At 72.3% G+C, this 22595-nt stretch carries 22 protein-coding genes; 14 read left to right on the forward strand and 8 right to left on the reverse strand.

Annotation, left to right across the window (positions count from 1 at the left end; genetic code table 11):
• Window positions 1-19 precede the first annotated feature (19 nt).
• The 3 genes from AB0H75_RS41385 (at window position 20) to AB0H75_RS41395 (ending at window position 5512) form a co-directional block, all read left to right on the forward strand.
• Complete coding sequence (locus AB0H75_RS41385; RefSeq protein WP_367805788.1) at window positions 20-799, forward strand: ABC transporter ATP-binding protein; 780 nt, start codon at window positions 20-22, stop codon at window positions 797-799.
• Window positions 799-3339 (forward strand): ABC transporter permease, encoded by a 2541-nt coding sequence (locus tag AB0H75_RS41390; protein ID WP_367805790.1) that lies wholly within the window; start codon window positions 799-801, stop codon window positions 3337-3339. The genes AB0H75_RS41385 and AB0H75_RS41390 overlap by 1 nt, the downstream gene beginning before the upstream one ends.
• Window positions 3340-3709: 370 nt before the next feature.
• Window positions 3710-5512 carry a CocE/NonD family hydrolase gene (locus AB0H75_RS41395; protein ID WP_367805792.1) on the forward strand — a complete coding sequence of 601 codons (1803 nt, stop codon included), beginning with the start codon at window positions 3710-3712 and terminating at the stop codon, window positions 5510-5512.
• Between the two features lie 95 nt (window positions 5513-5607).
• Here AB0H75_RS41395 and AB0H75_RS41400 read toward each other — a convergent pair whose 3' ends face one another.
• Complete coding sequence (locus AB0H75_RS41400; RefSeq protein ID WP_367805794.1) at window positions 5608-6330, reverse strand: helix-turn-helix domain-containing protein; 723 nt, start codon at window positions 6328-6330, stop codon at window positions 5608-5610.
• 382 nt (window positions 6331-6712) lie between these two features.
• Between AB0H75_RS41400 and AB0H75_RS41405 the strand changes: the two genes are divergently transcribed.
• Entirely contained in the window at window positions 6713-7012 is a 300-nt protein-coding gene (locus tag AB0H75_RS41405) for a DUF6355 family natural product biosynthesis protein (protein WP_367805796.1), read from the forward strand.
• A gap of 197 nt (window positions 7013-7209) precedes the next feature.
• On the opposite strand, the gene AB0H75_RS41410 is transcribed toward AB0H75_RS41405, so the two are convergent.
• Entirely contained in the window at window positions 7210-7809 is a 600-nt protein-coding gene (locus tag AB0H75_RS41410) for an ABATE domain-containing protein (protein WP_367805798.1), read from the reverse strand.
• A gap of 84 nt (window positions 7810-7893) precedes the next feature.
• Here AB0H75_RS41410 and AB0H75_RS41415 point away from each other — a divergent pair, with 84 nt between their 5' ends.
• The 4 genes from AB0H75_RS41415 (at window position 7894) to AB0H75_RS41430 (ending at window position 11553) form a co-directional block, all read left to right on the forward strand.
• On the forward strand, window positions 7894-8682 hold the full coding sequence (locus AB0H75_RS41415; protein ID WP_367805800.1) for an MBL fold metallo-hydrolase: 789 nt from the start codon (window positions 7894-7896) through the stop codon (window positions 8680-8682).
• A 52-nt stretch (window positions 8683-8734) separates the two neighbouring features.
• The gene (locus tag AB0H75_RS41420) at window positions 8735-10006 is read left to right on the forward strand and encodes an MFS transporter (RefSeq protein ID WP_367805802.1); all 1272 of its coding nucleotides are present in this window, start codon (window positions 8735-8737) and stop codon (window positions 10004-10006) included.
• A 465-nt stretch (window positions 10007-10471) separates the two neighbouring features.
• The gene (tsaA, locus tag AB0H75_RS41425) at window positions 10472-10876 is read left to right on the forward strand and encodes a tRNA (N6-threonylcarbamoyladenosine(37)-N6)-methyltransferase TrmO (protein ID WP_367805804.1); all 405 of its coding nucleotides are present in this window, start codon (window positions 10472-10474) and stop codon (window positions 10874-10876) included.
• Between the two features lie 137 nt (window positions 10877-11013).
• Window positions 11014-11553 carry a hypothetical protein gene (locus AB0H75_RS41430; RefSeq protein ID WP_367805806.1) on the forward strand — a complete coding sequence of 180 codons (540 nt, stop codon included), beginning with the start codon at window positions 11014-11016 and terminating at the stop codon, window positions 11551-11553.
• On the opposite strand, the gene AB0H75_RS41435 is transcribed toward AB0H75_RS41430, so the two are convergent.
• The 3 genes from AB0H75_RS41435 to AB0H75_RS41445 form a co-directional block, all read right to left on the reverse strand.
• Window positions 11487-11789 carry a hypothetical protein gene (locus AB0H75_RS41435; protein WP_367805808.1) on the reverse strand — a complete coding sequence of 101 codons (303 nt, stop codon included), beginning with the start codon at window positions 11787-11789 and terminating at the stop codon, window positions 11487-11489. The two genes, AB0H75_RS41430 and AB0H75_RS41435, sit on opposite strands and share 67 nt — an antisense overlap.
• 49 nt (window positions 11790-11838) lie before the next feature.
• Window positions 11839-13896: a prolyl oligopeptidase family serine peptidase gene (locus tag AB0H75_RS41440; protein ID WP_367805810.1), complete on the reverse strand. Its 2058-nt coding sequence runs from the start codon at window positions 13894-13896 to the stop codon at window positions 11839-11841.
• Window positions 13897-14031: 135 nt separating this feature from the next.
• A complete protein-coding gene (locus tag AB0H75_RS41445; RefSeq protein ID WP_367805812.1) occupies window positions 14032-14739 on the reverse strand; it encodes a TetR/AcrR family transcriptional regulator in 708 nt (235 codons plus the stop codon).
• A gap of 109 nt (window positions 14740-14848) precedes the next feature.
• Between AB0H75_RS41445 and AB0H75_RS41450 the strand changes: the two genes are divergently transcribed.
• From AB0H75_RS41450 to AB0H75_RS41460, 3 genes are read left to right on the forward strand one after another with little or no spacing between them, the layout of a single operon-like run.
• The gene (locus AB0H75_RS41450; RefSeq protein WP_367805814.1) at window positions 14849-15583 is read left to right on the forward strand and encodes an SDR family oxidoreductase; all 735 of its coding nucleotides are present in this window, start codon (window positions 14849-14851) and stop codon (window positions 15581-15583) included.
• The gene (locus AB0H75_RS41455) at window positions 15583-15798 is read left to right on the forward strand and encodes a hypothetical protein (RefSeq protein ID WP_367805816.1); all 216 of its coding nucleotides are present in this window, start codon (window positions 15583-15585) and stop codon (window positions 15796-15798) included. Before AB0H75_RS41450 ends, AB0H75_RS41455 begins: the two co-directional genes overlap by 1 nt.
• A gap of 26 nt (window positions 15799-15824) precedes the next feature.
• Window positions 15825-16031, forward strand: coding sequence for a tautomerase family protein (locus AB0H75_RS41460; RefSeq protein WP_367805818.1), 207 nt, complete (start codon window positions 15825-15827; stop codon window positions 16029-16031).
• A gap of 20 nt (window positions 16032-16051) precedes the next feature.
• Here AB0H75_RS41460 and AB0H75_RS41465 read toward each other — a convergent pair whose 3' ends face one another.
• Window positions 16052-16840, reverse strand: coding sequence for a methyltransferase domain-containing protein (locus tag AB0H75_RS41465; protein WP_367805820.1), 789 nt, complete (start codon window positions 16838-16840; stop codon window positions 16052-16054).
• Window positions 16841-17005: 165 nt separating this feature from the next.
• On the reverse strand, window positions 17006-17593 hold the full coding sequence (locus tag AB0H75_RS41470; RefSeq protein WP_367805822.1) for a TetR/AcrR family transcriptional regulator: 588 nt from the start codon (window positions 17591-17593) through the stop codon (window positions 17006-17008).
• A 76-nt stretch (window positions 17594-17669) separates the two neighbouring features.
• Between AB0H75_RS41470 and AB0H75_RS41475 the strand changes: the two genes are divergently transcribed.
• The 3 genes from AB0H75_RS41475 to AB0H75_RS41485 all read left to right on the forward strand — a co-directional run bounded on the left by AB0H75_RS41475 (window position 17670) and on the right by AB0H75_RS41485 (window position 21494).
• Window positions 17670-18914 (forward strand): CynX/NimT family MFS transporter, encoded by a 1245-nt coding sequence (locus AB0H75_RS41475; RefSeq protein ID WP_367805824.1) that lies wholly within the window; start codon window positions 17670-17672, stop codon window positions 18912-18914.
• 118 nt (window positions 18915-19032) lie between these two features.
• The gene (locus tag AB0H75_RS41480) at window positions 19033-20436 is read left to right on the forward strand and encodes a M1 family metallopeptidase (RefSeq protein ID WP_367805826.1); all 1404 of its coding nucleotides are present in this window, start codon (window positions 19033-19035) and stop codon (window positions 20434-20436) included.
• 230 nt (window positions 20437-20666) lie between these two features.
• A complete protein-coding gene (locus AB0H75_RS41485; RefSeq protein ID WP_367805828.1) occupies window positions 20667-21494 on the forward strand; it encodes an alpha/beta fold hydrolase in 828 nt (275 codons plus the stop codon).
• Between the two features lie 96 nt (window positions 21495-21590).
• Here AB0H75_RS41485 and AB0H75_RS41490 read toward each other — a convergent pair whose 3' ends face one another.
• Complete coding sequence (locus tag AB0H75_RS41490; RefSeq protein ID WP_367805830.1) at window positions 21591-22457, reverse strand: helix-turn-helix domain-containing protein; 867 nt, start codon at window positions 22455-22457, stop codon at window positions 21591-21593.
• Between the last annotated feature and the right edge of the window lie 138 nt (window positions 22458-22595).

The following is a 22595-nucleotide window of genomic DNA, read 5'->3' on the forward strand; positions in this document are numbered from 1 at the left end:
CGGGGAAAGGGAGCAGGACATGAGCGTGGCCGGACAGGTGCCACACGGCACGAGCCACCGAACTCCCGTGGCGCTGGACGCGGTGACGAAGGTCTACGGGAGCGGGGAGGGTGAGGTCCGCGCGCTCGACGGGATATCGCTCCAGCTCCCGGCCGGGTCCTTCACCGCCATGATGGGGCCCTCCGGGTCCGGCAAGAGCACCCTGATGCACTGCGCGGCCGGCCTGGACGCGCCCACCTCCGGCACCGTCACCCTGGCCGGCCGGCCCCTCGCCGGCATGTCCGAGGACCAGCTCACCGAGCTGCGGCGCGAGCACGTGGCGTTCGTCTTCCAGTCCTACAACCTCATCCCCACCCTCACCGTCACCCAGAACGTGGCACTCCCGATGATCCTCGCCGGCCGCGCCCCCGACCGGGCGCGCCTCGACCACGCCATCGAGCGGGTCGGGCTCGCCTCCCGGCGGTCGCACCTGCCCGGCCGGCTCTCGGGCGGCCAGCAGCAGCGGGTCGCGATCGCGCGCGCCATCGCGAGCGCGGCCGAGGTGCTCTTCGCCGACGAGCCCACCGGGGCGCTCGACAGCGGCACCGCCGCGCTCGTCCTCGACCTGCTGCGGCAGTCCGCGCGCGAGAGCGGCCAGACCGTCATGATGACCACGCACGACCCCGTCGCCGCCTCCTACGCCGACACCGCGATCTTCCTCGTGGACGGGCGCGTCACGGACCGGATCGACCGCCCCGCCCCGGAGGCCGTCGCCCGGCGGCTGGCGAACCTGTCCTCCGCCAGGCCGGTGAGGGTCTGATGCTGAAGCTGGCCCTGAGCGGCATCCGCCAGCGGGGCACCGCGTTCGTCGCCGTGTTCGTCGCCGCCCTGCTCGGATCGGCGCTCATCGTCCTGTCCGGCTCCCTCTTCGAGACCGGGATCCGGCTCACCGCGCCGCCCGAACGGCTCGGCGGCGCGCCGCTCGTCCTCATCGGGGACGCCGACTACCGCATGCTCGGCTCCGACGGCAGCCCCTCGACGGACTACCGGCCCTACCCCGAGCGGCACCGGATCGAGGCCGCCGTCCCCGGCCAGGTGGCGGCGATCCAGGACGTGGCGGCCGCGGTGCCGGTGCGGTTCTTCTCCGCGACCGCCGGGCGCGCGCCGGGGCCGGTCACCACGGTGCAGGCGCAGAACCAGCTCTCGGCCGCGCTGGGCCCGTTCGCCCTGGCGCAGGGAGCGCCGCCGCGGGCCCCCGACGAGATCGCCGTCACCCCGGCCTTCGCCCGCGCGCTCGGCCTGCGGCCGGGCGCGAGCGTGCGGCTCGCCGTCCAGGGCGACGTCGCGGACTACCGGGTCACGGCGGTCGTGGGCGACGCGTCCTCGCCGGGCGCGGTCTTCCTCGCCGAGGACAAGGCGCGGGCGCTGGCCGGGGACCGGCTGGTCGACGCCGTCGGCGTCCTGCTCGCGGGGGGTGCCGATCCCGAGGAGGTGAGCGACCGCATCCAGGCCCGGCTGCCGGGCGTCACCGTGCTCGCCGGCGACGGCCGCGGCGCCGCGGAGAACCCCGCGATCTCCGCGGCACGGACCCCGATGATCGTCATCGGAGCCGTGTTCGGCGGGCTGGTGCTCGTCGTCCTGGCGACCGTCGTGGCGGCGGTCATCAGCCTTTCCGTCAGGCAGCGGGCCAGGGAGCTCTCCCTGCTGCGGGCCGCGGGCGCGACCGGCCGCCAGGCACGGCGCCTGGTCGTCACCGAGACCGCCGTCGTCGGCGCGGGCGGAGCGCTCCTCGGCCTCCTCGCCGGGGTGCCGCTGTCCCATCTGGTCTTCGGCGTCATCGTCGGCGCGGGCGCCGTGCCCGGCGCGCTGGAGCTGGAGCTGGGGCTCGTCCCGTTCGGCGCCGCGCTGGTCCTGACGTCGTCCGTCGTCTGCTGCGCCGCGTGGTCGGCCGCCCGGCCCGTACGCAGGGCGCGCGTCATGGACGCGATGCGGGACGTGGACGTGCCGCCCTACAAGGTCGCGCTTCCCCGGCGTGTCCTGGGCGTGGTCTTCCTGCTCGGCGGCGTGGCGCTCGCCGTCGTCACGTGCCTGATGAGCCCGTCCGTCGTCTCGGCGACCAGCGGCCCGGCGGCCCTGGCCCTGAGCATCTGCTCCGCCCTGCTGGCCCCGGTCGCGCTGCGGCACGGCCTTCGGCTGCTGCGCCCGCTCGCGAGGCTGGCCGGCGGGCGCATGGGCGCGCTCGGCGTGGACAACGTCCGCGCCCGCACCGTCCAGCTGGCGACCGTGGCCTCGTGCGTCGCGCTCGTGCTGGGCATCGGCGGGGGCAACCTCGGCGCCCAGACGATCCAGCTCGCCTCCCAGGAGCGCGCCTCGCTCGCGGCCGTCCGCGCGGACTACGCCGTCACCGTTCCCGGCGGCGCCGATCCCGCGCTCATCGACACCCTGGCCGCGCTGCCCGGGGTGAGCGCCGCGAGCGCCCTGGTGACGAGTGGCGGCTGGATCGAACGCCCCTACGACGGCTCCCACCGCGACGCCCCCTGGCCGGTGCGCGGGATGACGGCCCGGGGCGCGGGCGGGGTTCTGGCCGGCCAGGTGGTGGCCGGCTCGTTGTCCCGCCTGACCGGGCACACCGTCGCCCTGCCCGCGACCGCCGCCGGGCAGCTCGGCGTGCGCGTGGGCGACCCGCTGCGGTTGCGGCTGGGCGACGGCACGGCGGCCCAGTTGGGCGTGGTGGCGGTGTTCCGCGACGTGCCCGGGTACGAGAGCCTGCTCCTGCCGGCCGACCTGCTCGCGGCGCACACCACCGGCCGCGCCGTCGAGCAGGTCGTCGTCCGCGCCGCCGATGACGCGCCCCGGACCGCCCCGGCGCTCCGGGAGCGCCTGGAGCGGGCCGTCGCCGACCGTCCGGGCGCCACCGTGCGCGGCAGGGACGGCATCGCCGCCGTGGTGACGCGCGGCGGGGGCGTCCAGGCGCTCATCAACGCGCTGCTCGTCGCGCTCGTCATCGGCTACGCCGCCATCGCCGTGGTCAACACGGTGAGCATCTCCGTCATGTCGCGGCGGCGGGAGATCGCCATGCTGCGGCTCGCGGGAGCCACGCGAGGGCAGGTGCGCCGCCTGGTCCTCACCGAGATGGCGGTCACCGCGGCGGTCGGCGTCGTCATGGGACTGGTCGTCGCCGCTGGCGCCGTCGTCCCCACGGCGATCGCGCTCGCCGGCGACCTGTTCACCGCCGCGTCCCTGGCCGTCCTGCTCGGCCTGCTGCTCGTCGTCGGCCTGCTCGTGGTGCCCGCGACCGTGATCGCGGTACGGCGTGCCACGGCGCACGAGCCGGCGCACGTCGTGACGGGTCTCGCGTGACCCGGTGAGGGCGGCGCGAGCGCGGCGGCCGGAAATGACGCTACATATACGTCATGTCAGCAGTTCCGACTCTCGCCATTCTTCGCCGGATTCCTGCCACACTTCGACCGCCCGTGTTCGGGAGCATGCGCATTCGGCCAGGGCGAGCGCTATTCTTGGCCGGAATCGGCCTTCGGTCGTACCAAGATCTCCTCTATATTCGGACCGCGATGTGGGCCCCTTTATGGACTGCGCGATTCAGCAGGACCGATATCGGCGAACCGTATTAATCTCCGCGAAGCGCCCGGCCTGCTGCGGCGCCAGGGCCATGGCGGGCTCACACGCGCGTGCATCCACCGTCAATCCGCTCCCACACTTCAAGGAAGTGTCCATGCGCTTGTCAAGAACCGGAGCCGGCTCGGTAGCCGTCGGTTTACTGCTGGCCGCCGCCATCTCCGCCGCGGGCGGAGCCCAGGCCGCAACGGTCACGCCCTCGGCCGCGCCCGTCACCCATGAGGAGAACCCCCGCGTTCCCGTGGGCGCGGCGTGGACGGAGGCGTACTTCCCGTCCTCGGACGGCAGCGGCGTCGAGCTGCACGCCGACGTGCTGCGCCCGGCGCACCTGCCGGCCGGCGCGAAGACCCCGGTGATCGTCTCGGTCGGCCCGTATTTCTCGCACGTGGGGCAGACCGAACCCGAGGGATGGGAGCGCACCGGCCCCTCGGCGCGCTTCCAGGACTTCGTCGACGGCGCGCGCCTGATGGCCCGCGGATACACCTACGTGATGGTGGACCTGCGCGGGTTCGGCGGCAGCACCGGTTGCCTCGACTGGCTCGGCCGGGGCGAGCAGGCCGACGTCAAGGCCGCCGTCGAGTGGGCGGCCGGCCAGCCGTGGTCGACCGGCAAGGTCGGCATGTACGGCAAGTCCTATGACGCCATGACCGGCCTGGCCGGCAACAACCTCCGGCCGGCCGGCCTGAAGGCGGTCGTCGCGCAGGAGCCCGTCTGGGACCTGTACAACTACATGTTCAGCAACAGGCTGCCGCGCTTCACCGTGACGGCCACGCCGCAGGCCTACAACGAGATCGCGACGATGCCCACGCTGGCGGACGACAGCGACCGCTACAAGGCGAACGCCGCCTACGAGCAGAGCCACCCGCAGTGCCTGAGCGACAACCTCACCAACACGAACAACCCCGACCCGGACTCTGAGTACTGGAAGGCCCGCAACCTGGCCGCGCAGGCCGCGGGCAGCAGCACGCCGCTGCTGGTCACCCAGGGCTTCATCGAGCCCAACACCAAGCCCGAGGACATGGACGAGTACCTCGCCAACCACCGGGGCGTGGAGCGCGGCTGGCTCGGCCAGTGGCCGCACGTGCGGGGCAACGACACCGACGCCGAGGGCCGGCTGCAGATGGGCCGCGCCGGCTGGTTCGACGAGGTGATGCGGTTCTACGACCAGTACCTGCTCGGCACCGCTCCGTCGGTGATCGACCCGCCGTTCGTCGTCGAGGACAACCTCGGCCACTGGCGCAGGCAGAAGACCTGGCCGGTGGCCACGGCCGCCTACACCGCCCGGCTCTCCTCCGGCCGGTACGTCGACGACGGCGGCGGCGCCGCCGGCACCAAGGCCGCCCGGCCGGGCCGCTGGGACATGGAGCACGCCCCGCCGCTCAAGGCGCTCAGCGCGACCGGCGAGCGCGCGGCCCAGGGCCGCCAGGCCGCCGACAACAGCCTCTGGACCTGGTCGACGCCCGCGTCCCAGGCGGTGCGGCTCACCGCCACGCCGTCGATCAGCCTCACCGCGAGCAAGGCCGGCAACGTGATGGTCCGCCTGTGGGACCTCGCGCCGGACGGCAGGGCGACGATGTTCGACGAGAACGTGGCGCTGATCGAGCGGAGCGGGACGCTGTCGTTCGACCTGAAGTCCACGGACTGGACCTTCGAGCGCGGGCACCGGCTCGGCGTCCAGATCGGCACCCTCATCGAGGCCGACGAGTCCGACTGGCTGGACGAGCCCTCGGGCGACGCCATCGCCGTCTCCGGCGCGCGGCTGAGCCTGAGCACGCTGGACCCGAGACTGGACGTCCCCACCCAGGGCGACCGTTCTCCCTACCTGGACGAGTACCTCCAGGCCAACACCGTCACCCTCGGTGACGTCGGTCCGGGAACCTTCCCGCTGCGCGCCTCCTAGGACCGCCGGCCGGCCGGTCCTCAAGCCACAGGCCGCCCTCGGTCATCGACCGGGGGCGGCCTGTCCGTGCCCCGCGCAGGGCTCCCGGTGCCGGTCTAGAACGTGCTCGTCCTGGGACCGGACTCCCGGCCGGCCTGCGAGGGGGCCGTGAACCCGGCCATCCGCCGGTAGGCGAGAGGAGCGACTCCGTGCCGTTGGATGAACCGGGCGCGGAACACCCTGTCGTTGCTGTAGCCCACGAGGTGCGCGATGTGCTGGATCCGCAGGTCGGTGGAGCGGAGAAGCTCGGCGGCGCGTTCCAGGCGCACGGCGGACAACCACTGGTAGGGCGAGACGCCGTTGACGGCCTTGAAGTGGCGGGTGAGGCTGCGCGTGCTCATGACCGCGCGGGCGGCGAGGTCCTTGGTGGAGATGGGCTGGTCGAGATGGTCCAGGGCCCAGCGCATGGCCTCGCGGATGCCCGACTCGGCGCGGTGGGCGTCGGAGTCGTCGGCCCGGCCCGCTTGGCGGTCCTGGTGCCCCGGGGCGGGGCCGGTGCCGTCGTCGAGGAAGAACACGCCGGTGCCAGGGACCGCGATGACGGTGCACGGCCGGTGGCAGTCGTGCCGGCCGGACGGAACCGTCGCCGGCCGGTCCGTGCCGGCGGTGGGGCCGGGCAGGAGCAGCACCACGTTCACCGGGCGGCCGATCAGGGGGTGACCGGCCGGGGTGACGGTGCCGTCCAGCACGGCGGTGAGGAAGCCGGTGGGCAGGTGGAGTGGTATCCCGTCGTACGCGTGACGGCTTGTGTGGTGTGGCGGATGTCCGGCACCGCTCATGTTCTGCTTCCTTTCCCCCGATCGTCCACGCCCACATTAGTGTAATAGGTGAACAGTTCATGTGATACACATTTAAGAGCGGGACCGCGCCCTCTGCGACACTCACCGCGGGATGGGGACTGCGCCGGCTCGGCGTTCGTGGCGCCGGACGCCGGCGGCCACGTACCCGATCGCCGCCAACGCCGATCCTCGGCCCATCCCATCCGGACAAGGCATCCCATCGGCTTTTAACCTCTGCGCGCTTCTGTGTTCACTTGTTGCGCCGATGAGAGGTCATGGCAGAAACGTTCTTCAGTTTGGCAGGAATTACTCTGGGGCGAGGCAATGCGCGGTGGCTAGTTTTGAACGAAAATTCCGGAACAACATGAAGAGGCGCTGCAGCATGCGTACAAAAATTCTCACGGCGATCGGCGGGACGCTGGCCGCCCTGGCGTTGACCACCGCCCCGGCGTCCGCCGGCACCACTGACAACACGGGCCAGCCCGGGACGCTCGCCTGCGGCTGGGACCCCCGAGGCGCCGTCGCCTACTACAACCATTGCACCTCCGGCACCGACTGGGTGAACATCCGGGTGGAGCGAACCTTCGATCGGGACGGGTACGACCAGTGCGTTCGGCCGGGCGTGACCCTGCTCGGCATGCTGTACGACATCAAGTACGCCTGGGCGAAGGGCCCCTGCTGAACCGGCCCTTCGGCTGGTTCAGCAGGGACTAGAGAGCGCGGTTCTCTGGTCGAGGTTCACATCCGAACGGGGTCACACCGAGATCATCGGTGTGACCCCGTTCGCCATTCAGCCAATGGCTCATGCGGAGAGCCGGCGATGGCGACGAAGACCGCGAAGCGGCCGGCTCGGCGTTCGTGACGCCGGGGGTGGTGCCGTCAGCGGGGCTCCGGGCGGGTGCGCCGGGCGTAGGCGCGGGCGGCGCGGGCGCGGTCGCCGCAACGGGTGGAGCACCAGTGGCGGCGGCCGTGGCGCAGCAGGTAGCGGTTGCAGGGGGCGGAGCCGCAGGCGGTGAGGCGTTCGGCGTCGGGGCTGGTGAGCAGGTCGGCCGTATCGGCCGCGAGGGTCGCGAGGGCGTGGTCGAGGATCTCGTTGACGGGGCACGGCGCCGCGCGGTAGGGGCCGTTCTTCTCGTCCCAGTACAGCAAGGCGGCCGTCGGAGCCCTGGTCAGCGCGTCGTTGACGGCCGACAGGGCCGCGGGCAGCGCGGGTATCCCGGCGACGCGGGCGGCGAACAGCGCCCTGACGTGCTCGCGCAGGGAGCGCAGCTGCGTGGTGCACATCTCCTGCACCCCGGCGTCGGCCGGAGCGAGGCCGCGTTCGGTGAGCCACCGGTTGGTCGCCTCCGGGGTGCCGAGGAGGTCGATGAACTGCCCACCTGGCAACGCGATGGCGCTGTTGACGAAGTCGAGAGCGAGATGGTCCGCCGCCCCTGGCGCGGGCGGCGGCACGGACTCGGCGGTCAGGCTCTCCCTCATAGCCCTCATGGTACGGCTTGCGCTCATCCGTGAGGTACCTCTAGATTCATCACGGATAACCCATTACCTATCCGTGAGGTACCTGTGTCCGACGTCAGCACGACCGCCGAGCAGATCCCCGTCCGCGTCCTCGGCGGCCCGACCGCCCTGTTCGTGTACGGCGGCCTGCGATTCCTGACCGACCCGACCTTCGACGACCCCGGCGACTATCACGTACCGGGCGGCCGGCTGACCAAGACGGCTCCCGCCTCCGCCGTGCCGGCCGACCTCGGCCGTATCGACGTGGTCCTGCTCTCCCACGACGAGCACCCCGACAACCTCGACAACTCCGGCCGGGCGCTGCTGGCCGACGTCCCGCTCACGCTCACCACGCCCGGGGGCGCGCGGCGCCTGGGGAAGGGGGCCATGGGGCTGGCCGACTGGGAGCCGGTCGAGCTGGACCGCCCCGGCGGCGGCACGATCACCGTCACGGGCGTGCCCGCCGTCCACGGGCCCGGCCCGCGCGAGGAGGTCGAGCCGATCACCGGCGAGGTCGTCGGATTCGTCCTGACCGGAGAGGGCCTGCCCACGGTCTACGTCAGCGGCGACAACGCCTCGCTCGACCTGGTCAGGCAGATCGCCGATCGATTCGGCCCGGTGGACACCGCCGTCCTCTTCGCCGGGGCACCCCGCTTCGCCGTCCTCTTCGGCGGTGAACTGATCGTCCTCGACAGCGCGCAGGCCGTCGAGGCCGCCAGGATCCTCGGGGCCCGCCGGGTGGTTCCCGTCCACTACGACGGCTGGGCCCACTTCACCGAGGGCCGCGACGAGCTGGTGGCCGCCTTCACCGAGGCCGGGATGGCCGACCGCCTGGACCTGGGCCGGCGGAGCTGACCGCGCACCCGGCGGCGTCCGGCCCGTCCGCCCCCGCAGAAAGAGCACTCCCGTGAGAACCAACGTGCCTGCCCGGACCGGTGACCTCCCGCGCCTTCTGGCGCAGCGCCGCTCCCTGGTCGTCCTGGTGGTCGCCCAGGTCCTGAGCGGCGTCGGGCTGGCGGCCGGCGTGACGGTCGGCGCCCTGCTCGCGCAGGACGTGTTCGGCTCCACCGGCCTCGCCGGCCTGCCCAGCGCCGTGGGCACCGCCGGCTCCGCGCTGGCGGCCGTCGCCATCGGGCGCCTGTCCCAGGCCCGCGGCCGCCGCCCTGGCCTCGCCGCCGGGTACCTGGCCGGTGCCGTCGGCAGCGCGGGCGTCATCGCCGCCACCGTCGCCGGCGAACCGCTCCTGCTGCTCCTCGCGCTGTTCGTCTACGGCGCCGGCACGGCCACCAACCTGCTCGCCCGCTACGCCGGCGCCGATCTGGCCGCCCCCGCGCGCCGGGCCCGCGCCGTGTCCACCGTGCTGGTCGCCACCACCCTGGGCGGCGTGGTCGGTCCCAACCTCGCCGCCCCCGTCGGCGACCTGGCCCACACCCTGGGCATGCCCGGCCTGGCCGGGCCGTTCCTCCTCGCCGGCGCCGCCTACGCGATGGCCGCCGCGGTCCTGGCGATCTGGCTGCGTCCCGACCCGCTGCTGCTGGCCCGCGCCCTGGAGGACGAGCGCGTACGGGAGGACGAGCGCGTACGGCCGGGCACCGCCGGCGACCGGCCGCCCTCGCCGGGAGGCGGACGCCGCCCGGGTGTCCTCGCCGGGACGCTGGTCATGGTGCTCACTCAGCTGGTCATGGTCGCGATCATGACGATGACGCCCGTCCACATGCGCGACCACGGCCACGGCACCGCCGCCACCGGCCTCGTCATCGCCGTCCACATCGGCGCGATGTACCTGCCCTCGCCCCTGACCGGCTGGCTCGTCGACCGCTACGGCCGCCGCACGACCGCCGCCGCCTCCGGGCTGGCCCTCCTGGCGGCCGGAACCGTCGCCGCGGCCGCCCCCGACGGCTCCGTGGCCGCGTTCGCGGTGGCCCTCGCGCTGCTGGGGCTGGGCTGGAACTTCGGCCTGGTCACCGGCACCGCCATCATCACCGACGCCGTCCCGCCGGCCACCGGCGCCAGGGTCCAGGGCCTGGCCGACGTCTTCGTCTCCGTCGCCGGCGCCGCCGGCGGCATGGCCTCGGGCCTCGTCGTCGCCGTCGCGGGCTACCCTCTGCTCGCCTTCGGCGGCGGCATCCTGGCGCTGGCCGTCGTGCCGGTGGTCGTCACCGCGGCACGCAGCCGGTGAGCACCGGCCGACGACACCAGCACTGGGGCGAGAAAAGGATCTCCCTTCAGATCAGGGATTCGCTGGACGACCTCAGAGGATGCCCGCGGTGTTGACCAGGACGTCAAGCCCATCGGCGTGCGCGTCGAAGGCGGTCCACAGGGCTTCGGCGCCACCAGGTCTTCCTCTCGCCTGACCGCTACCAGAGCAGCGGGCCGTCCTCGCTGAAGAGCCCGGCGTTCGCGCCGCGCGGGTCGTTCGCGCCGCCCTGACGGCCCCGGGATGCCGGTGACCTGCCCCTGCGACAGCACGGCCAGGTGACGTACGCCACCGGTCGGGGACGTCACAAAACGACCGAGGCCGGCATCTGGTGCGTGTGGCAGAGTCGGTGACCAACCCGCGTCGCGGCACGCCGGCCGATCGCCCGTCCGCTTCCCGGCGAGGTCAACAGTTCGCCAACTGACACCGAGGAAAGGACGCGAGCCCTTGAACGAATACGCGCTGCGCGTGATCGGGCGTGTCGAGTCGTCCCTGACCGATCGGGCGTCGGCGCCACGGCAAGCCGACGAGGGAGCCCCTGACGCCTGGCTGGTCTTCGACGATCCGTACGGGCCCGCCCTGCGGGGGCTGTCCGTGGGCACCGACGTACTCCTGCTCACCTGGCTGGACCGCGCCGACCGCGACACGCTCACCGTCCACCCGCGCGGCGACGTCACCCGCTCCCGCACCGGCGTCTTCGCCACCCGGAGCCCCGACCGGCCCAACCCGATCGGCCTGCACGAGGTGCACATCCTGGCCATCGACGGGACGCGCGTCCACGTCCGGAACCTCGAAGCCCTCGACGCGACCCCGATCCTGGACGTCAAACCTCTGCTCACACCGGACCGATGACACCCTCCGCACCTCCTCCCCCGCCGGGGCGCCGCCCGGCGAGGTCGGGCCGTGGCTGTCGTGCCGGCGGCCGGTGTCCCCGCTCTTGACAAAGTCATCGCTTCTGGTGATCCTCCCACTACAGAAAGTAAGGAGAGATGGAGCGGTTCCGGGAAGTTCTCGCCCGTGACACGGCCCGGGAAGCCGTCGCCGGCCTGCCGTCCCGTGCCGGCCGCTCCGGAGCGTGGAGGGAAGGCGGGGTTTCCGTGTCTGTGATCCGGGACGGACGTCGGCGGGTTGCCGCGATCCTGGTGGTCGGGTTGTTGTGGGGAATGGTCGATGCCGTGCCGGCCGCCTCCGCCGGTGGGCCCGACATGAAGAAGTTCGCTACCTGCATCCAGGACCTGAACAAGCTCTACCAGGAGGAGGACAACAGTTCGGGGATGGCCGCGATGACCGCCTTTCAGAAGTTCGGCGGCATGGTGAACAGCGAGGGCAGGTTCAACGAGAAGAACGCGAAGGCGAAACTCGCCAGGTGCGGCGTCCCCGCCGTTCAGTTCGACATGGGGATCGCCCTCATCCAGGACCGGTGCGAGATGAAGCCGTCGATCAAGAAGGGCTCGGGCGCGCGCTACTGGGAGAAGCTCATGACGTGCCTCGTCAACCAGCGCGACCCGTGGTTCAACCAGCCTGCATGACCGCCGGCGGCCCAGAGGCCGGTCACGGCGCTGCGGCGCTCGATCATCAGCACGTCCCGCCAGCGGCCGTGCTGGCAGCCGACGCCCTCGCGCGTGCCGACCACCCGGAAGCCGAGCGCCCGGTGCAGGGCCAGCAGCGACACGATCTGGATGCGGGTGGCGTCGGCCAGGGCCTTGAACCAGCTCGCGTACTCCTCGGTCGCCGCGCGCGGCAGGGGCGCGCTCTCCTCGTTCATCGTCCATCGGCGATATTCGATGAAGCGGGAGAGGGGAAGCCCCTGCCTCTCAGCGGCGCGGCTGCGGGGGAAGGGTGCGGCGCAGGAAGTCCAGCTCCAGGAGCAGCAGGTTCTCGGCGACGTCCTCCTGGGCGGCCAGGTGCGAGACGCCGGACAGCGGCAGGACGCTGTGCGGGCGGCCCGCGGCCAGCAGGGCGGCGGACAGCCGCAGCGTGTGGGCGGCGAAGACGTTGTCGTCGGCCAGCCCGTGCAGGAGCATGAGCGGACGGCGCAGGCCGGGGGCGTCGGCGATGATCGAGCTGCGGTCGTAGGCTTCGGGGTGCTGGTCGGGGTGGCCCAGGTAGCGTTCCTGCCAGTGGGTGTCGTACAGGCGGGCGTCGGTGACCGGTGCGCCCGCGACGGCGGCGTGGAAGACGTGGGGGTGGCGCAGCACGGCCGCGGCCGCCAGGTAACCGCCGTACGACCAGCCACGGATCGCCACCCGTTCCAGATCCAGGTCAGGGAAGCGGGCGGCGGCCGCGCGCAGCGCGTCGGCCTGGTCCTCCAGCGCCGCGCTCAGCTTGTCGAGGTGGATGGCCCGCTCCCAGGCCGGCCCCCGGCCCGGCGTGCCGCGCCCGTCCACGACCAGCACGGCGAAGCCCTGGTCGGCGAACCACTGCGAGACCGCGAAGTCGTCCAGCCCCCGCAGGACCCGGGCGCCCGTCGGCCCGGCATAGGGGTCGAGCAGCACCGGCAACCGCCGCGAGCCCGGCACGTGCCCGGCCGGGAACATGATCGCGCCGCGCAGCTCGCGCTCGCCCAGCGAGACCAGCTCCACCGTCGGGCGCAGGACCGGGATCGCGCCGCGCGAGGCGATCCGCGCCGAGGCCCGCCCGTCGGTCACCGTGACGCGAACCCCGTGCTCCTCCAGCGTGCGGGTCACCACCAGGGTCACCCCGCCACCGCGTGTCCCGGTGTGCACGCCGGGCTCCGAGGTGATCCTGACCAGCCCGCCGGCCCTGGAGTAGCTGTACAGGTGGCGTTCGGTCGGTTCGTCGCAGCACTGCGCGAGTACGGTGTCGCCGTCCACCGCCAGGATCCGCAGCACCTGCAGGCCCGGAGGCGTGACCACGTCGTCGCCCACGATCAGGCGGCGGGTGTCGTCGCGGTCCACCGTCCAGACCAGCTCGCCGCCGCTGGTCCTGGCCGGTGTGCCGGGCACGAGCTCCAGCCAGGCGTCGTCGGTGTCCTCGCGCAGGAGCTTGGTGGCGCCCGTCCCGGGGTCGGCCTCCAGGACGCGGGTGGTGCGCTGGTCGCGGCTCTGCACCAGGACCAGCAGACCCTGGGAGGTCCACGAGACCGCGGCGACGTACTCGAACGCCGCCCTGTCCCACCTCACTTCGGTACGCTCCCCCGCCGGCGTGGTCAGCCAGAGCGTCACGTCGGCGTTGTCGGTGCCGGCGGCCGGGTAGGGCATGGCTCTGGGCGGCCTGCCCGGATCGGCGGGTTCGGACAGGTGCCACTTGCCCACGCGGGCGTTGTCCACGCGGGCCACCAGCAGGCGGGTGCCGTCGGGCGCCCTCCAGTAGCCCCTGTGCCTGGCCATGGACTCGGCCGCCACGTGCTCGGGAAGCCCCCAGGTCACCTCGGGGCCGTCGGGGGTCAGCACGGGACCGCCGTCGATGTACAGCGCGCCGCCGGACAGGTGCGCGACGTGTCGCCCGGACGGGTCCAGGCGCGGGTCGGAGCCGGTCGCGCCGAGCGGGGTGATCGCGCCCGTCAGCAGATCGACGGTGTGCAGCATGCCCTCCACCGCGTAGACGGCTTTGGTGACGGCGGCGTCGGTGGCGTAGGCGACGATGCCGCCGGCGCGCTCGCGGGTGCGTTCCCTGCGCGTGCGCTCGGCTTCCGGCAACGCCGCGCCGGCCGCGGCGCCGGGGTCCACGAGCAGGCGCTCCTCCCCGGTGGCCACCGTCAGCGTCCAGAGCCGGTTCACCGGGTCGTCACCGGCCGAGGAGCGCAGGAAGACCACCCGGGCTCCGTCCGGGGAGATCGTGAAGTCCCTGGGGACGCCGAGCTTGAAACGGGCCGTACGGGCGTGCTGGCGGGGAAGCGTGAGGGCAGGCATTGGGGATCATAGGCACGATCACGCACTCCACCGCAAGGCTGCCGCGACCCGCTCGACGTCCAGTACGTGTACCGCCATCGGGATACCGACGGTGTTCGCCGAGTCCCCGGAGCCAGCCGCCGACGCGCCTGCCCGTCATCGCCGGCCGGTTTGCGTGATGCGCTCGAGCCACCGCCGCAGCAGGGCGATCTCAACCGGCTCCAGGGCCTCGGTGCCGCCGGCGAGATCGAGTTGCGCGTGCAGGCGCAGCGCGGCGGCGTACAGCGGATCGGCGTCGTCCGGAACGCTGGATGCCTCCAGGACGTGCGAGAACACGGCGTCCCGCAGGCGATGCGACAGCGCGGGGTCGTCGAACAGGTCCGGTCTGGCGATGTGGTCGAGAGCGGTCCCGACGTTCGCCGACAAGATGAGCCGGGCCGCGGTGTGCGGCTCGACCTTCAGCGCGCCCGCCGCCGCGCACCGCGTGAGCGCCGCCACCAGCAGGTCCATCACGCGATCTCGCGCCGTCGAGCGCGACCACGGCCGCGGGGTGAACATCAGCTGGTAGAGGGCGGGATTCGCCCGGGCGAAGGCCATGTGGCCGTCCCAGCCCGCGTACAGGTCGGCGACGGGGTCGTCGGTCCGCTCCTGGGCGGCCTTGAGCGCGGCATAGCGCTCGTACCCGTGGTCGGCGACGGCGTCCAGCAGCCCCCGCTTGTCACCGAACAACCGGTAGAGCACGGGCTGGCTCACGCCGACCGCCTCGCAGATCGCGCGGGTGGCGACCTCATGGTCGGAGGACGACGCCAGTTGCCGCTCCGCGGCCTCGATCATCGCCGCGCGAAGCGGGTCGGTCTCTGCCATGAAATCAATGATACCGCCAAATGCTAGCGACGATACGAACCTGTGCTATCGTTCGGACGTAGCACCGATATGGCTAACCCGTATCGGCGATAGGATCAAGGAGTCTTCCATGAGTGATCAACGTGTGGCCGTCGTCAGCGGCGGCTCCCGCGGGATAGGCAAGGCGATCGCCGTGGCGCTCGCGGCACAGGGCTTCGCGGTCGCGGTGGGCTTCCAAGGGTCGGCCCGCGCCGCGGCACAGGTGGTCGAGGAGATCACGACGGCCGGCGGGCGGGCGATCCCGGTCCAGGCCGACGTGGCCGACGAGACCGCCGTCGCCGAGATGTTCGACGCGGCGGAGAAGTCCTTCGGCGGGATCGACGTGGTCGTCAACTCGGCGGGGCGGCTGGCGCTGTCCCCGATCGCCGACCTCGACCTCGACGAGCTGGACGCCCTGCACCGCACCAACATCCGCGGCGCCTTCGTCATGGCCAGACAGGCCGCGCGCCGCGTGCGCGCCGGAGGCGCGATCATCAACCTATCCACCTCTGTGGTCGGCCTGCAGTTCCCGAACTACGGGGCGTACGCCGCGAGCAAGGGCGCCGTCGAGGCGATGACCCTGGTGCTCGCCCGCGAGCTGCGCGGACGGGACATCACGGTCAACGCCGTCGCGCCCGGCCCGACCGCCACCGAACTGTTCCTGGAGGACAAGGACGAGGCGACGATCGAACGGCTCGCCAAGCAGGCGCCGCTGGAGCGGCTCGGCACCCCCGCCGACATCGCCGGGGTCGTCGCCTTCCTGGCGAGCCCGGCCGGGCACTGGGTCAACGGCCAGGTCGTCCGCGCGAACGGCGGAATCATCTGATGACCGCCGCGCGACACCAGGTAATCGTCGTCACCGGCGCCTCCAGCGGGTTCGGCCGGTTGACGGCCGTGGCCCTGGCCCGAGCCGGGCACGCCGTCGCCGCCGACGAGAACGCGGGCGAACCATCAGCCGCCGAACGGGACGAGCCGTACGGCGAACTCCGCGCCGGCTTGGCCGACCGGCTCGACCGCTTGTCCCCCACCGCCTCACTCTGAATCCCGGAAAACGACAGGAAATCACCATGCCGTACGCCAACCTCAAGGTGCCCGCCGACACCCTGACCCCCGAATCCAAGAAGAAGCTCATCGACGCCGTCACCGACGCCTACGCCAACGTCTACGGAGAACGAGCCAGGGCCACCACCCTGGTCCTCGTGGAGGAGGTTGCGGAGGGCGGCTGGGGTCTGGGGGGCAACGTCCTCACCGCTGAAATGCTCGGCCGCAGCTGACAGGCGAAGCGAAGGAATGGTCATCGTTCGCGATGGGCGAGGGTGAGTATGTGCCCGCTGACCCCAAGAAGCGACGGCACTGATTCCATCGACCGCAGTGCGTCCAGCATGAGGGTGCGGCGCTCCGGATCGTCGAGCCAGTCGTCGACATCCCCGTACAACCAGAAGGCGCCCTGCAGTCCGTAGTGCTTGACCTCGGGAAATCCCGCGTCGGCGAACTCTGGCGGGATCTCCTCCGGCTCGTGCATGTACGCGGTGAACCCTGACCGTGGCGACCGCATGATCCCGCCCGCGGCGGCGCCGTCGGCTGCTGTGCGGAACTCCTCGTCGAGGTAGAACCCCTGGCGTACTCCCTCGTGGACGGCCGAGTGGCGGCTGATGGTCGCTGCCGCCACCAGGCCGCCGGGCCGTACGGCACGCCGGGCTTCCGCCAGAGCGCCGACCCGGTCGGCCCGCTGGGTCAGGTGGTAGAGCGGGCCCAGGAGCAGAACGACGTCCACGCTCTCGTCCGGCACAGGCAGTTGCCGTGCGTCGCCCAACCGTGCTGCTATCCCGGTCAGCTCGCGCGCCCGCTCCACGTGAAGGGGGACGGGGTCCAGCAACTCGACGTCGTACCCGTCAGCGGCCAGCCACTCGGCATGCACGCCCGTGCCGCCGCCCACATCCAGCACCCGAGCCGGCGCCGGCGGAAGCATCCGCCGCAGGACGTCTTGTGTCCGCCAGAACTCCAACCGGCCGCGCCCTTCTCGAAGGCGGTCGTGCTCTCTGTCCTGCTCGTAGTAAGCGAGCAGATCTTGCGTCATCGCCATACTCGATCATGATGGAAGGCGGGGATCGGCGGCAAAGGCTTTTGGGCGCCAGGTCGGGGTCGGCCCGCATCGTCCGCGCGTGGCCGATCACGCCAAGAGGACGCTCATGACCCCTTCTTGGTCCTCCGGCTTCGGCCCGCCCCCGGCGGGGCGCCGGTCAGCCGGTCAGCGGGGGCGGAGGCCATCGAGGGTGACCTCGACATACCGCCGCCAATCGCCCGCGGCGTTGCGGATGACCGCCGCCAGGCCGCAGATGACCATGTTGACGTCCCCGGCCGTCACGTCCTGCCCGACCGCGCCGCGCGCCCGCGCCCGGTCGATCAGCTCCGCGATGACGGCGAGCAGCGCCTCGCGGGTCTCCCCCCGCGGCTCGGCCGAGCCCATGACCGTCCCGATCACCTCGGACATGCCGCGATCCCCGGCCAGCACCTCGCCCACGTGGTACAGGAACCCGGTCAGGCCCTGAGCCTGATCGTCGGAATCGGCGTCGGAATCGGCGTCGGCGTCGGCGAGGCGGCGCGCCGCGACGACGAGGTCGGCGGCCCGGTGCTCGGCGATGGCCTCGATCAGGGCCTCCCGGGTCGGGAACTTGCGGTAGAGGGTCCCGATGCCGACGCCCGCCGCCCGCGCGACCTCCGACATCTGCACGTCGTGCCCGGACTCGGCGAACAACGCGCGAGCAGCCTCCAGGACCCGATCCCGATTGCGCTCGGCGTCGGTACGTGTCCTGCGGCGCCTCTGCGGAGTTGACATCCCGAACGCTCCAATGCCTAGACTTCTATACGGAATCCGGATTCCTTATTCCGTATTATGCAGGAGAGGCGGCTTCATGTCGAAGGAGCGTTTCATCCCGTTCTCGTCGGCTTCAGAGCGATCGACAGGGCGTTCCGGCCAGGCGCTCCTGGTGTGGGGGCTGCTGGTGGTGGCGGCGAACCTCCGGCCGAGCCTGACCGGGGTGGGGCCGTTGCTGGATCGTGTACAGGCCGATCTGGGGCTGGCTCCGGCCGTGGCCGGTCTGCTGAGCACGCTGCCCTTGCTGGCGTTCGCGGTGATGTCTCCGGTGGTTCCGCGGCTGGCGGCGCGGTGGGGCCCCGAGCGGCTCCTCTGGGGCGCGCTCGTGGTGCTGACCCTCGGGATCGCGGTCCGGTGGGCGCCGACGGTCGCCGGGCTGTTCGCGGGAACCGTGCTGATCGGGGCGGGCGTCGCCGTGGGCAACGTGCTGCTGCCGAGCCTGATCAAGCGCGACTTCCCCACCAAGGTAGGGCTGCTGACCAGCGCGTACGTCACGGTCATGGGCGCTGTCGCCGCGGTGGCCTCCGGGGTGGCGGTGCCGATCAGCCAGGTCGCGCCGGGCGGTTGGTCCACCGCGTTGGGTTGCTGGATCGTCCTCGCGCTGGTGGCCGTCGTGTTGTGGCTCCCGCAGCTACGGGCCGCGCGGCCGGCTCCGGAGGCGGCGCGCGGGCACCGGCTGCCGTGGGGATCGGCGCTGGCGTGGGCGGTCACGGCGTTCATGGGGTTGCAGTCGATGGGCTTCTACGTCGTCGTGACGTGGTTGCCCCAGGTGTTCCAGGACAGCGGGGTGAGCGCGGCCGCGGCGGGATGGCTGCTGTTCGTGTTCCAGGCGGTCGCGGTGTTGACCAGCCTGGCAGCGCCCGCCGTGCTGCGGGGGTCGCGTGACCAGCGGGCGGTGGCGGCGGCGAGCTCGGTGGTCGTGCTCGCCGGCTACCTGGGGCTTCTGGTGGCGCCGGGATGGGCGTGGGTGTGGAGCGTGGTCCTCGGGCTGGGCGGCGGAGCGTGCCTGGTGCTCGCGCTGGCCTTCCTCAGCCTGCGCGCCCAGGACGCGACCGGGGCGGGCGCGTTGTCAGCGATGGCGCAGTCGATCGGTTACCTGCTGGCCGCCGCGGGCCCGGTGGTCTTCGGGCTGGTCCACACCGTCAGCTCCGGCTGGCGGGCACCCCTCGTTCTGATGTGCGTCGCCGCGGCCGGCCAGGCGATCGTCGCGATGGCGGCCGGTCGCGGCACGGTGCGGCCGGCGGCCGGCCGGGCACCGGAGCGCGCCTCCTCGCCGGGGTGACGATCCGCGGGGATCCGGGCGGGGAGCCGGTCCGTCGGGGGGTGAACTTTGGGTCCGGACACACCCGGATTTTTCGTTCACTGTCGGGCTATCGACTCACATCCCCCGGAGGCTCCCGATGGTGCTTGCCCGGATCGTTCGCTGGACCGCCGCTCTCAGCATGGTCGCGGCGGCGGCCCTCGTCGCCGCCCCGTCCTCCGCTTCGGCCGCGCCGCCCGGATTCCGGCCGGGCGCGCCCGGCGTCGGTGATCCGTACTTCCCCTTGGAGGGCAACGGCGGGTACGACGCCCAGCACTACAGCCTCGACCTCGCCTACGACCCCGCCACCAAGGTGCTCAGGGGCACGGTGCACCTGCTGGCCCGCGCCACCCAGGACCTGTCCCGCTTCGACCTGGACTTCCAGCAGCTCACCGTGCGGTCGGTCACGGTCAACGGCCTCCCGGCGACGTACACGCGCGACGGCCAGGAACTGGTCGTCACGCCCCGCTCGGGCCTGCGGTCACACAGCCTGTTCGACGTGGGCGTCACCTACGACGGCATCCCGCAGCCGCTCGGCGGCCCGATCGTGTTCGGCCAGCCGTACGGGTGGATCGCCACCGAGGACGGCGCGCTCGTCGCCTGCGAGCCGAACGCGGCCAGCACGTGGTTCCCCTCCAACGACCACCCGAGCGACAAGGCGACCTATTCCATCGCGGTGACCGTGCCGAAGGGGCTCGTCGTCGCGTCCAACGGCGTGCTGACGGCGCGGGTCACCCGCGGCGACACGACGACCTTCTGGTGGAACGAGCTGCGCCCGATGGCGTCGTACCTGGCGACGGCCACGATCGGCACGTTCGACGTGCGGGAGGGCAGGACACCGGCCGGCCTGCGCGAATGGGTCGCCACCGACCCGACCGTGCCCGGCACCGAGGTCGTCTTCCAGCAGACCGCCGACATCACCGACTACTGGAGCGAGCTGTTCGGCCGCTACCCGTTCGAGGAGACGGGCGCGATCGTGGACAACGCCCCCGTCGTCGGCTTCTCGCTGGAGAACCAGACCAAGCCGCTGTACTCCGCCGTCCGCAGCGAGACCACGGTCGCGCACGAGCTGTCCCACCAGTGGTTCGGCGACAGCGTCTCGGTACGGACCTGGCAGCACATCTGGCTCAACGAGGGCTTCGCCACCTTCGCCCAGCACTACTGGACCGAGCACACCGGCGGCGAGAGCGTCCAGGCGTGGTTCGACCGGCAGTACGCCACCAGGCCGGACTCGTTCTGGCTGGTGAAGGTGGCCGATCCGCAGCGCGACACCATGTTCGACACCGCCGTCTACAACCGCGGCGGCATGACGCTCCAGGCGCTGCGCGTCAAGATCGGCGACGAGCCCTTCTTCCGGCTGCTGCGGACGTGGGCGGCCGACCACCGCTACGGCCTCGCCGACACCGACGAGTTCGTCACGCTCGCGGAGAAGATCTCCGGCCAGGACCTGACCGGCTTCTTCACCGCCTGGCTCTACACCCCGAGCAAGCCCGTGACGTGGTGACGGAAGCGAGCTCCGCGCCGCTTCCGCCACCACCGCCGAAGGCGGGTGTCCCGGCAAAGAGCCCCAGACCGGGCCTTGGCCATAGTCGGGCGGTGAACTGCGGTAATTACCGCCGTGGGCGACACGTCGCCGTCCGTCCGCCGTGATGTCTCCACCGGTGCGGCGAGGTGGCCGGCCCGCGCCCGCGGGTTCCATCGACACCAACCTTCGGCCCTCGAAAGGGGTTCACGGTGCCATACATCACCACCCGTGACGACGAGCAGATCTTCTTCTACGACTGGGGCAGCGGCCCGCCGGTCATCTTCATCCACGGCTGGCCGCTGAACGCCGACGCCTGGCACGACCAGATGAAGGCGGTCGCCGACAACGGGTTCAGGGCGATCGCGCACGACCGGCGCGGGCACGGCCGCTCCAGCCAGCCCTTCGACGGCTACGACTTCGACACCTTCGCCGACGACCTGGCCGACCTCATCAACGCTCTCGACCTGCGCGATGTCACGCTGGTGGCGCACTCGATGGGTGGCGGGGAGCTGGCCCGCTACATCGGCCGGCACGGCACCTCCCGCCTGAGCAAGGCGGTGCTGCTGTCGGCGGTGCCGCCGCTCATGCTCAAGACCGCGGACAACCCCGAGGGCACCCCGCAGGAGGTGTTCGACAACCTCAAGGCCGGCATCCTCACCGAACGTTCCCAGTTCTGGAAGGACACCGCCGACGGCTTCTTCGGCGCCAACCGGCCCGGCAACAAGGTGACCCAGGGCAACAAGGACGCCTTCTGGCTGATGGCCATGGCCGAGAACATCCAGGCCGGCGTGGCCTGCGTGGACGCCTTCTCCGCCACCGACTTCACCGCCGACCTGAAGAAGTTCGACATCCCCACCCTGATCGTGCACGGCGACGACGACCAGGTCGTGCCGATCGCCGCGTCCGCCGACAAGTCCTCAAAGATCATCCCGAACAACGTCTACAAGGTGTACGAGGGCGGCTCGCACGGCATCGCGCTGGTGGCGGGCGACAAGGAGAGGTTCAACGCCGACCTGCTGGACTTCCTGCGCGGCTGACCCGCTCCGCCTGCCGGGCCGGGACCGCCGGTTGGTCCCCGGCGGTCCCCGGTGGTCCCCGGCGCGACGGGCACGGGGACCGGCCGCGGCGATCGCTCACGTGCCGGCCCCGTGCCCCGCAGGCCAGGCGACATCGTCGAGCGCGAGGAACGGCGCGACCGCGACCGCGGCCGGTGTCATCCCGGCGAAGGTCATGGTGTCCCGGTGAAGGTGGGACTGGTCGGTGTAGCCGCACTCCGCCGCCACCGAGGCGGTGCCGTGACCGGCGGCGAGACGGTGGGCGGCGTGGTCGAAGCGGATCAGCCGGGCCGCGCGCTTGGGGGTGAGGCCGACCTGCGAGCAGAACCGGGACCACAGGCGCTTGCGGCTCCACCCGGTCTCGGCGGCCAGCCGTTCGACGCGTACCCGTCCTCGGCCGGCCACCATCCGCCTCCAGCAGAAGGCGACCTCCGGATCGACGGCCCGGCCCGTGCCGTCCCGCCGGGCCAGCACGGCCCGCGCGATCGCGAAGCGCTCCTCCCACGTAGGGGCGGCACGCAAGCGCTCGTGGACTCGTACGGCCTCCCGTCCCCACAGATCATCGAGGGTGGCCGTCGTCCCGCCCAGATCCGCGGAGGCGCCCAGGACCGCGTGTGCCACGATCGGCGAGAGCCGCACCTGCAGGCACTCGGAGCTTCTGGCCAGCCCCCGCCCGCGAGCCCTGTGGGGCGCGAGCCCGGCGACGACGCGCTCGCGCTGCTGCGCACCACGGCCGTCCTCGACGACGAAGGGCTCGTCGCCGAGATCGAACAGCAGCATGACCGCGGGGTGCGGGACCAGCGCGATGTCGTGGAGCTCGTTCGCGCGATCGCTGAATCCCGCCATCACGACCCCCGGCAACCGGACGGGACGGCGACGCGACGGGAGGGTGATGTCCCATCGCGGTGCGTTGGCGCCGGCACCGGCCGGCTCGGCTGATCGCACGCCGCCATCGTAGGAGCCCCTTCGTGGCGCCCACAACGCGGCGACGCCAGGACAAGGTCCGGAGGAGGCGGCCCGGGCCGGGCCGGATGGAGGGGTTGCTCGTTACCGGGCCGGACGGCACAGCGACGTTCAACCGGC

This window comes from Nonomuraea sp. NPDC050783, from assembly GCF_040802095.1.
Classification (GTDB): domain Bacteria; phylum Actinomycetota; class Actinomycetes; order Streptosporangiales; family Streptosporangiaceae; genus Nonomuraea.

Bases quoted from the DNA above. Each gene is read 5' to 3' on its own strand.
- AB0H75_RS41405 (WP_367805796.1), top strand. From the start codon at position 6,713: ATGCGTACAAAAATTCTCACGGCGATCGGCGGGACGCTGGCCGCCCTG.
- AB0H75_RS41395 (WP_367805792.1), top strand. From the start codon at position 3,710: ATGCGCTTGTCAAGAACCGGAGCCGGCTCGGTAGCCGTCGGTTTACTG.
- AB0H75_RS41470 (WP_367805822.1), bottom strand. From the start codon at position 17,593: ATGTCAACTCCGCAGAGGCGCCGCAGGACACGTACCGACGCCGAGCGC.
- AB0H75_RS41390 (WP_367805790.1), top strand. From the start codon at position 799: ATGCTGAAGCTGGCCCTGAGCGGCATCCGCCAGCGGGGCACCGCGTTC.
- AB0H75_RS41450 (WP_367805814.1), top strand. From the start codon at position 14,849: ATGAGTGATCAACGTGTGGCCGTCGTCAGCGGCGGCTCCCGCGGGATA.
- AB0H75_RS41445 (WP_367805812.1), bottom strand. From the start codon at position 14,739: ATGGCAGAGACCGACCCGCTTCGCGCGGCGATGATCGAGGCCGCGGAG.
- AB0H75_RS41410 (WP_367805798.1), bottom strand. From the start codon at position 7,809: ATGAGGGAGAGCCTGACCGCCGAGTCCGTGCCGCCGCCCGCGCCAGGG.
- AB0H75_RS41385 (WP_367805788.1), top strand. From the start codon at position 20: ATGAGCGTGGCCGGACAGGTGCCACACGGCACGAGCCACCGAACTCCC.
- AB0H75_RS41400 (WP_367805794.1), bottom strand. From the start codon at position 6,330: ATGAGCGGTGCCGGACATCCGCCACACCACACAAGCCGTCACGCGTAC.
- AB0H75_RS41440 (WP_367805810.1), bottom strand. From the start codon at position 13,896: ATGCCTGCCCTCACGCTTCCCCGCCAGCACGCCCGTACGGCCCGTTTC.
- AB0H75_RS41430 (WP_367805806.1), top strand. From the start codon at position 11,014: ATGGAGCGGTTCCGGGAAGTTCTCGCCCGTGACACGGCCCGGGAAGCC.
- AB0H75_RS41435 (WP_367805808.1), bottom strand. From the start codon at position 11,789: ATGAACGAGGAGAGCGCGCCCCTGCCGCGCGCGGCGACCGAGGAGTAC.
- AB0H75_RS41455 (WP_367805816.1), top strand. From the start codon at position 15,583: ATGACCGCCGCGCGACACCAGGTAATCGTCGTCACCGGCGCCTCCAGC.
- AB0H75_RS41460 (WP_367805818.1), top strand. From the start codon at position 15,825: ATGCCGTACGCCAACCTCAAGGTGCCCGCCGACACCCTGACCCCCGAA.
- AB0H75_RS41465 (WP_367805820.1), bottom strand. From the start codon at position 16,840: ATGGCGATGACGCAAGATCTGCTCGCTTACTACGAGCAGGACAGAGAG.
- AB0H75_RS41480 (WP_367805826.1), top strand. From the start codon at position 19,033: ATGGTGCTTGCCCGGATCGTTCGCTGGACCGCCGCTCTCAGCATGGTC.
- AB0H75_RS41475 (WP_367805824.1), top strand. From the start codon at position 17,670: ATGTCGAAGGAGCGTTTCATCCCGTTCTCGTCGGCTTCAGAGCGATCG.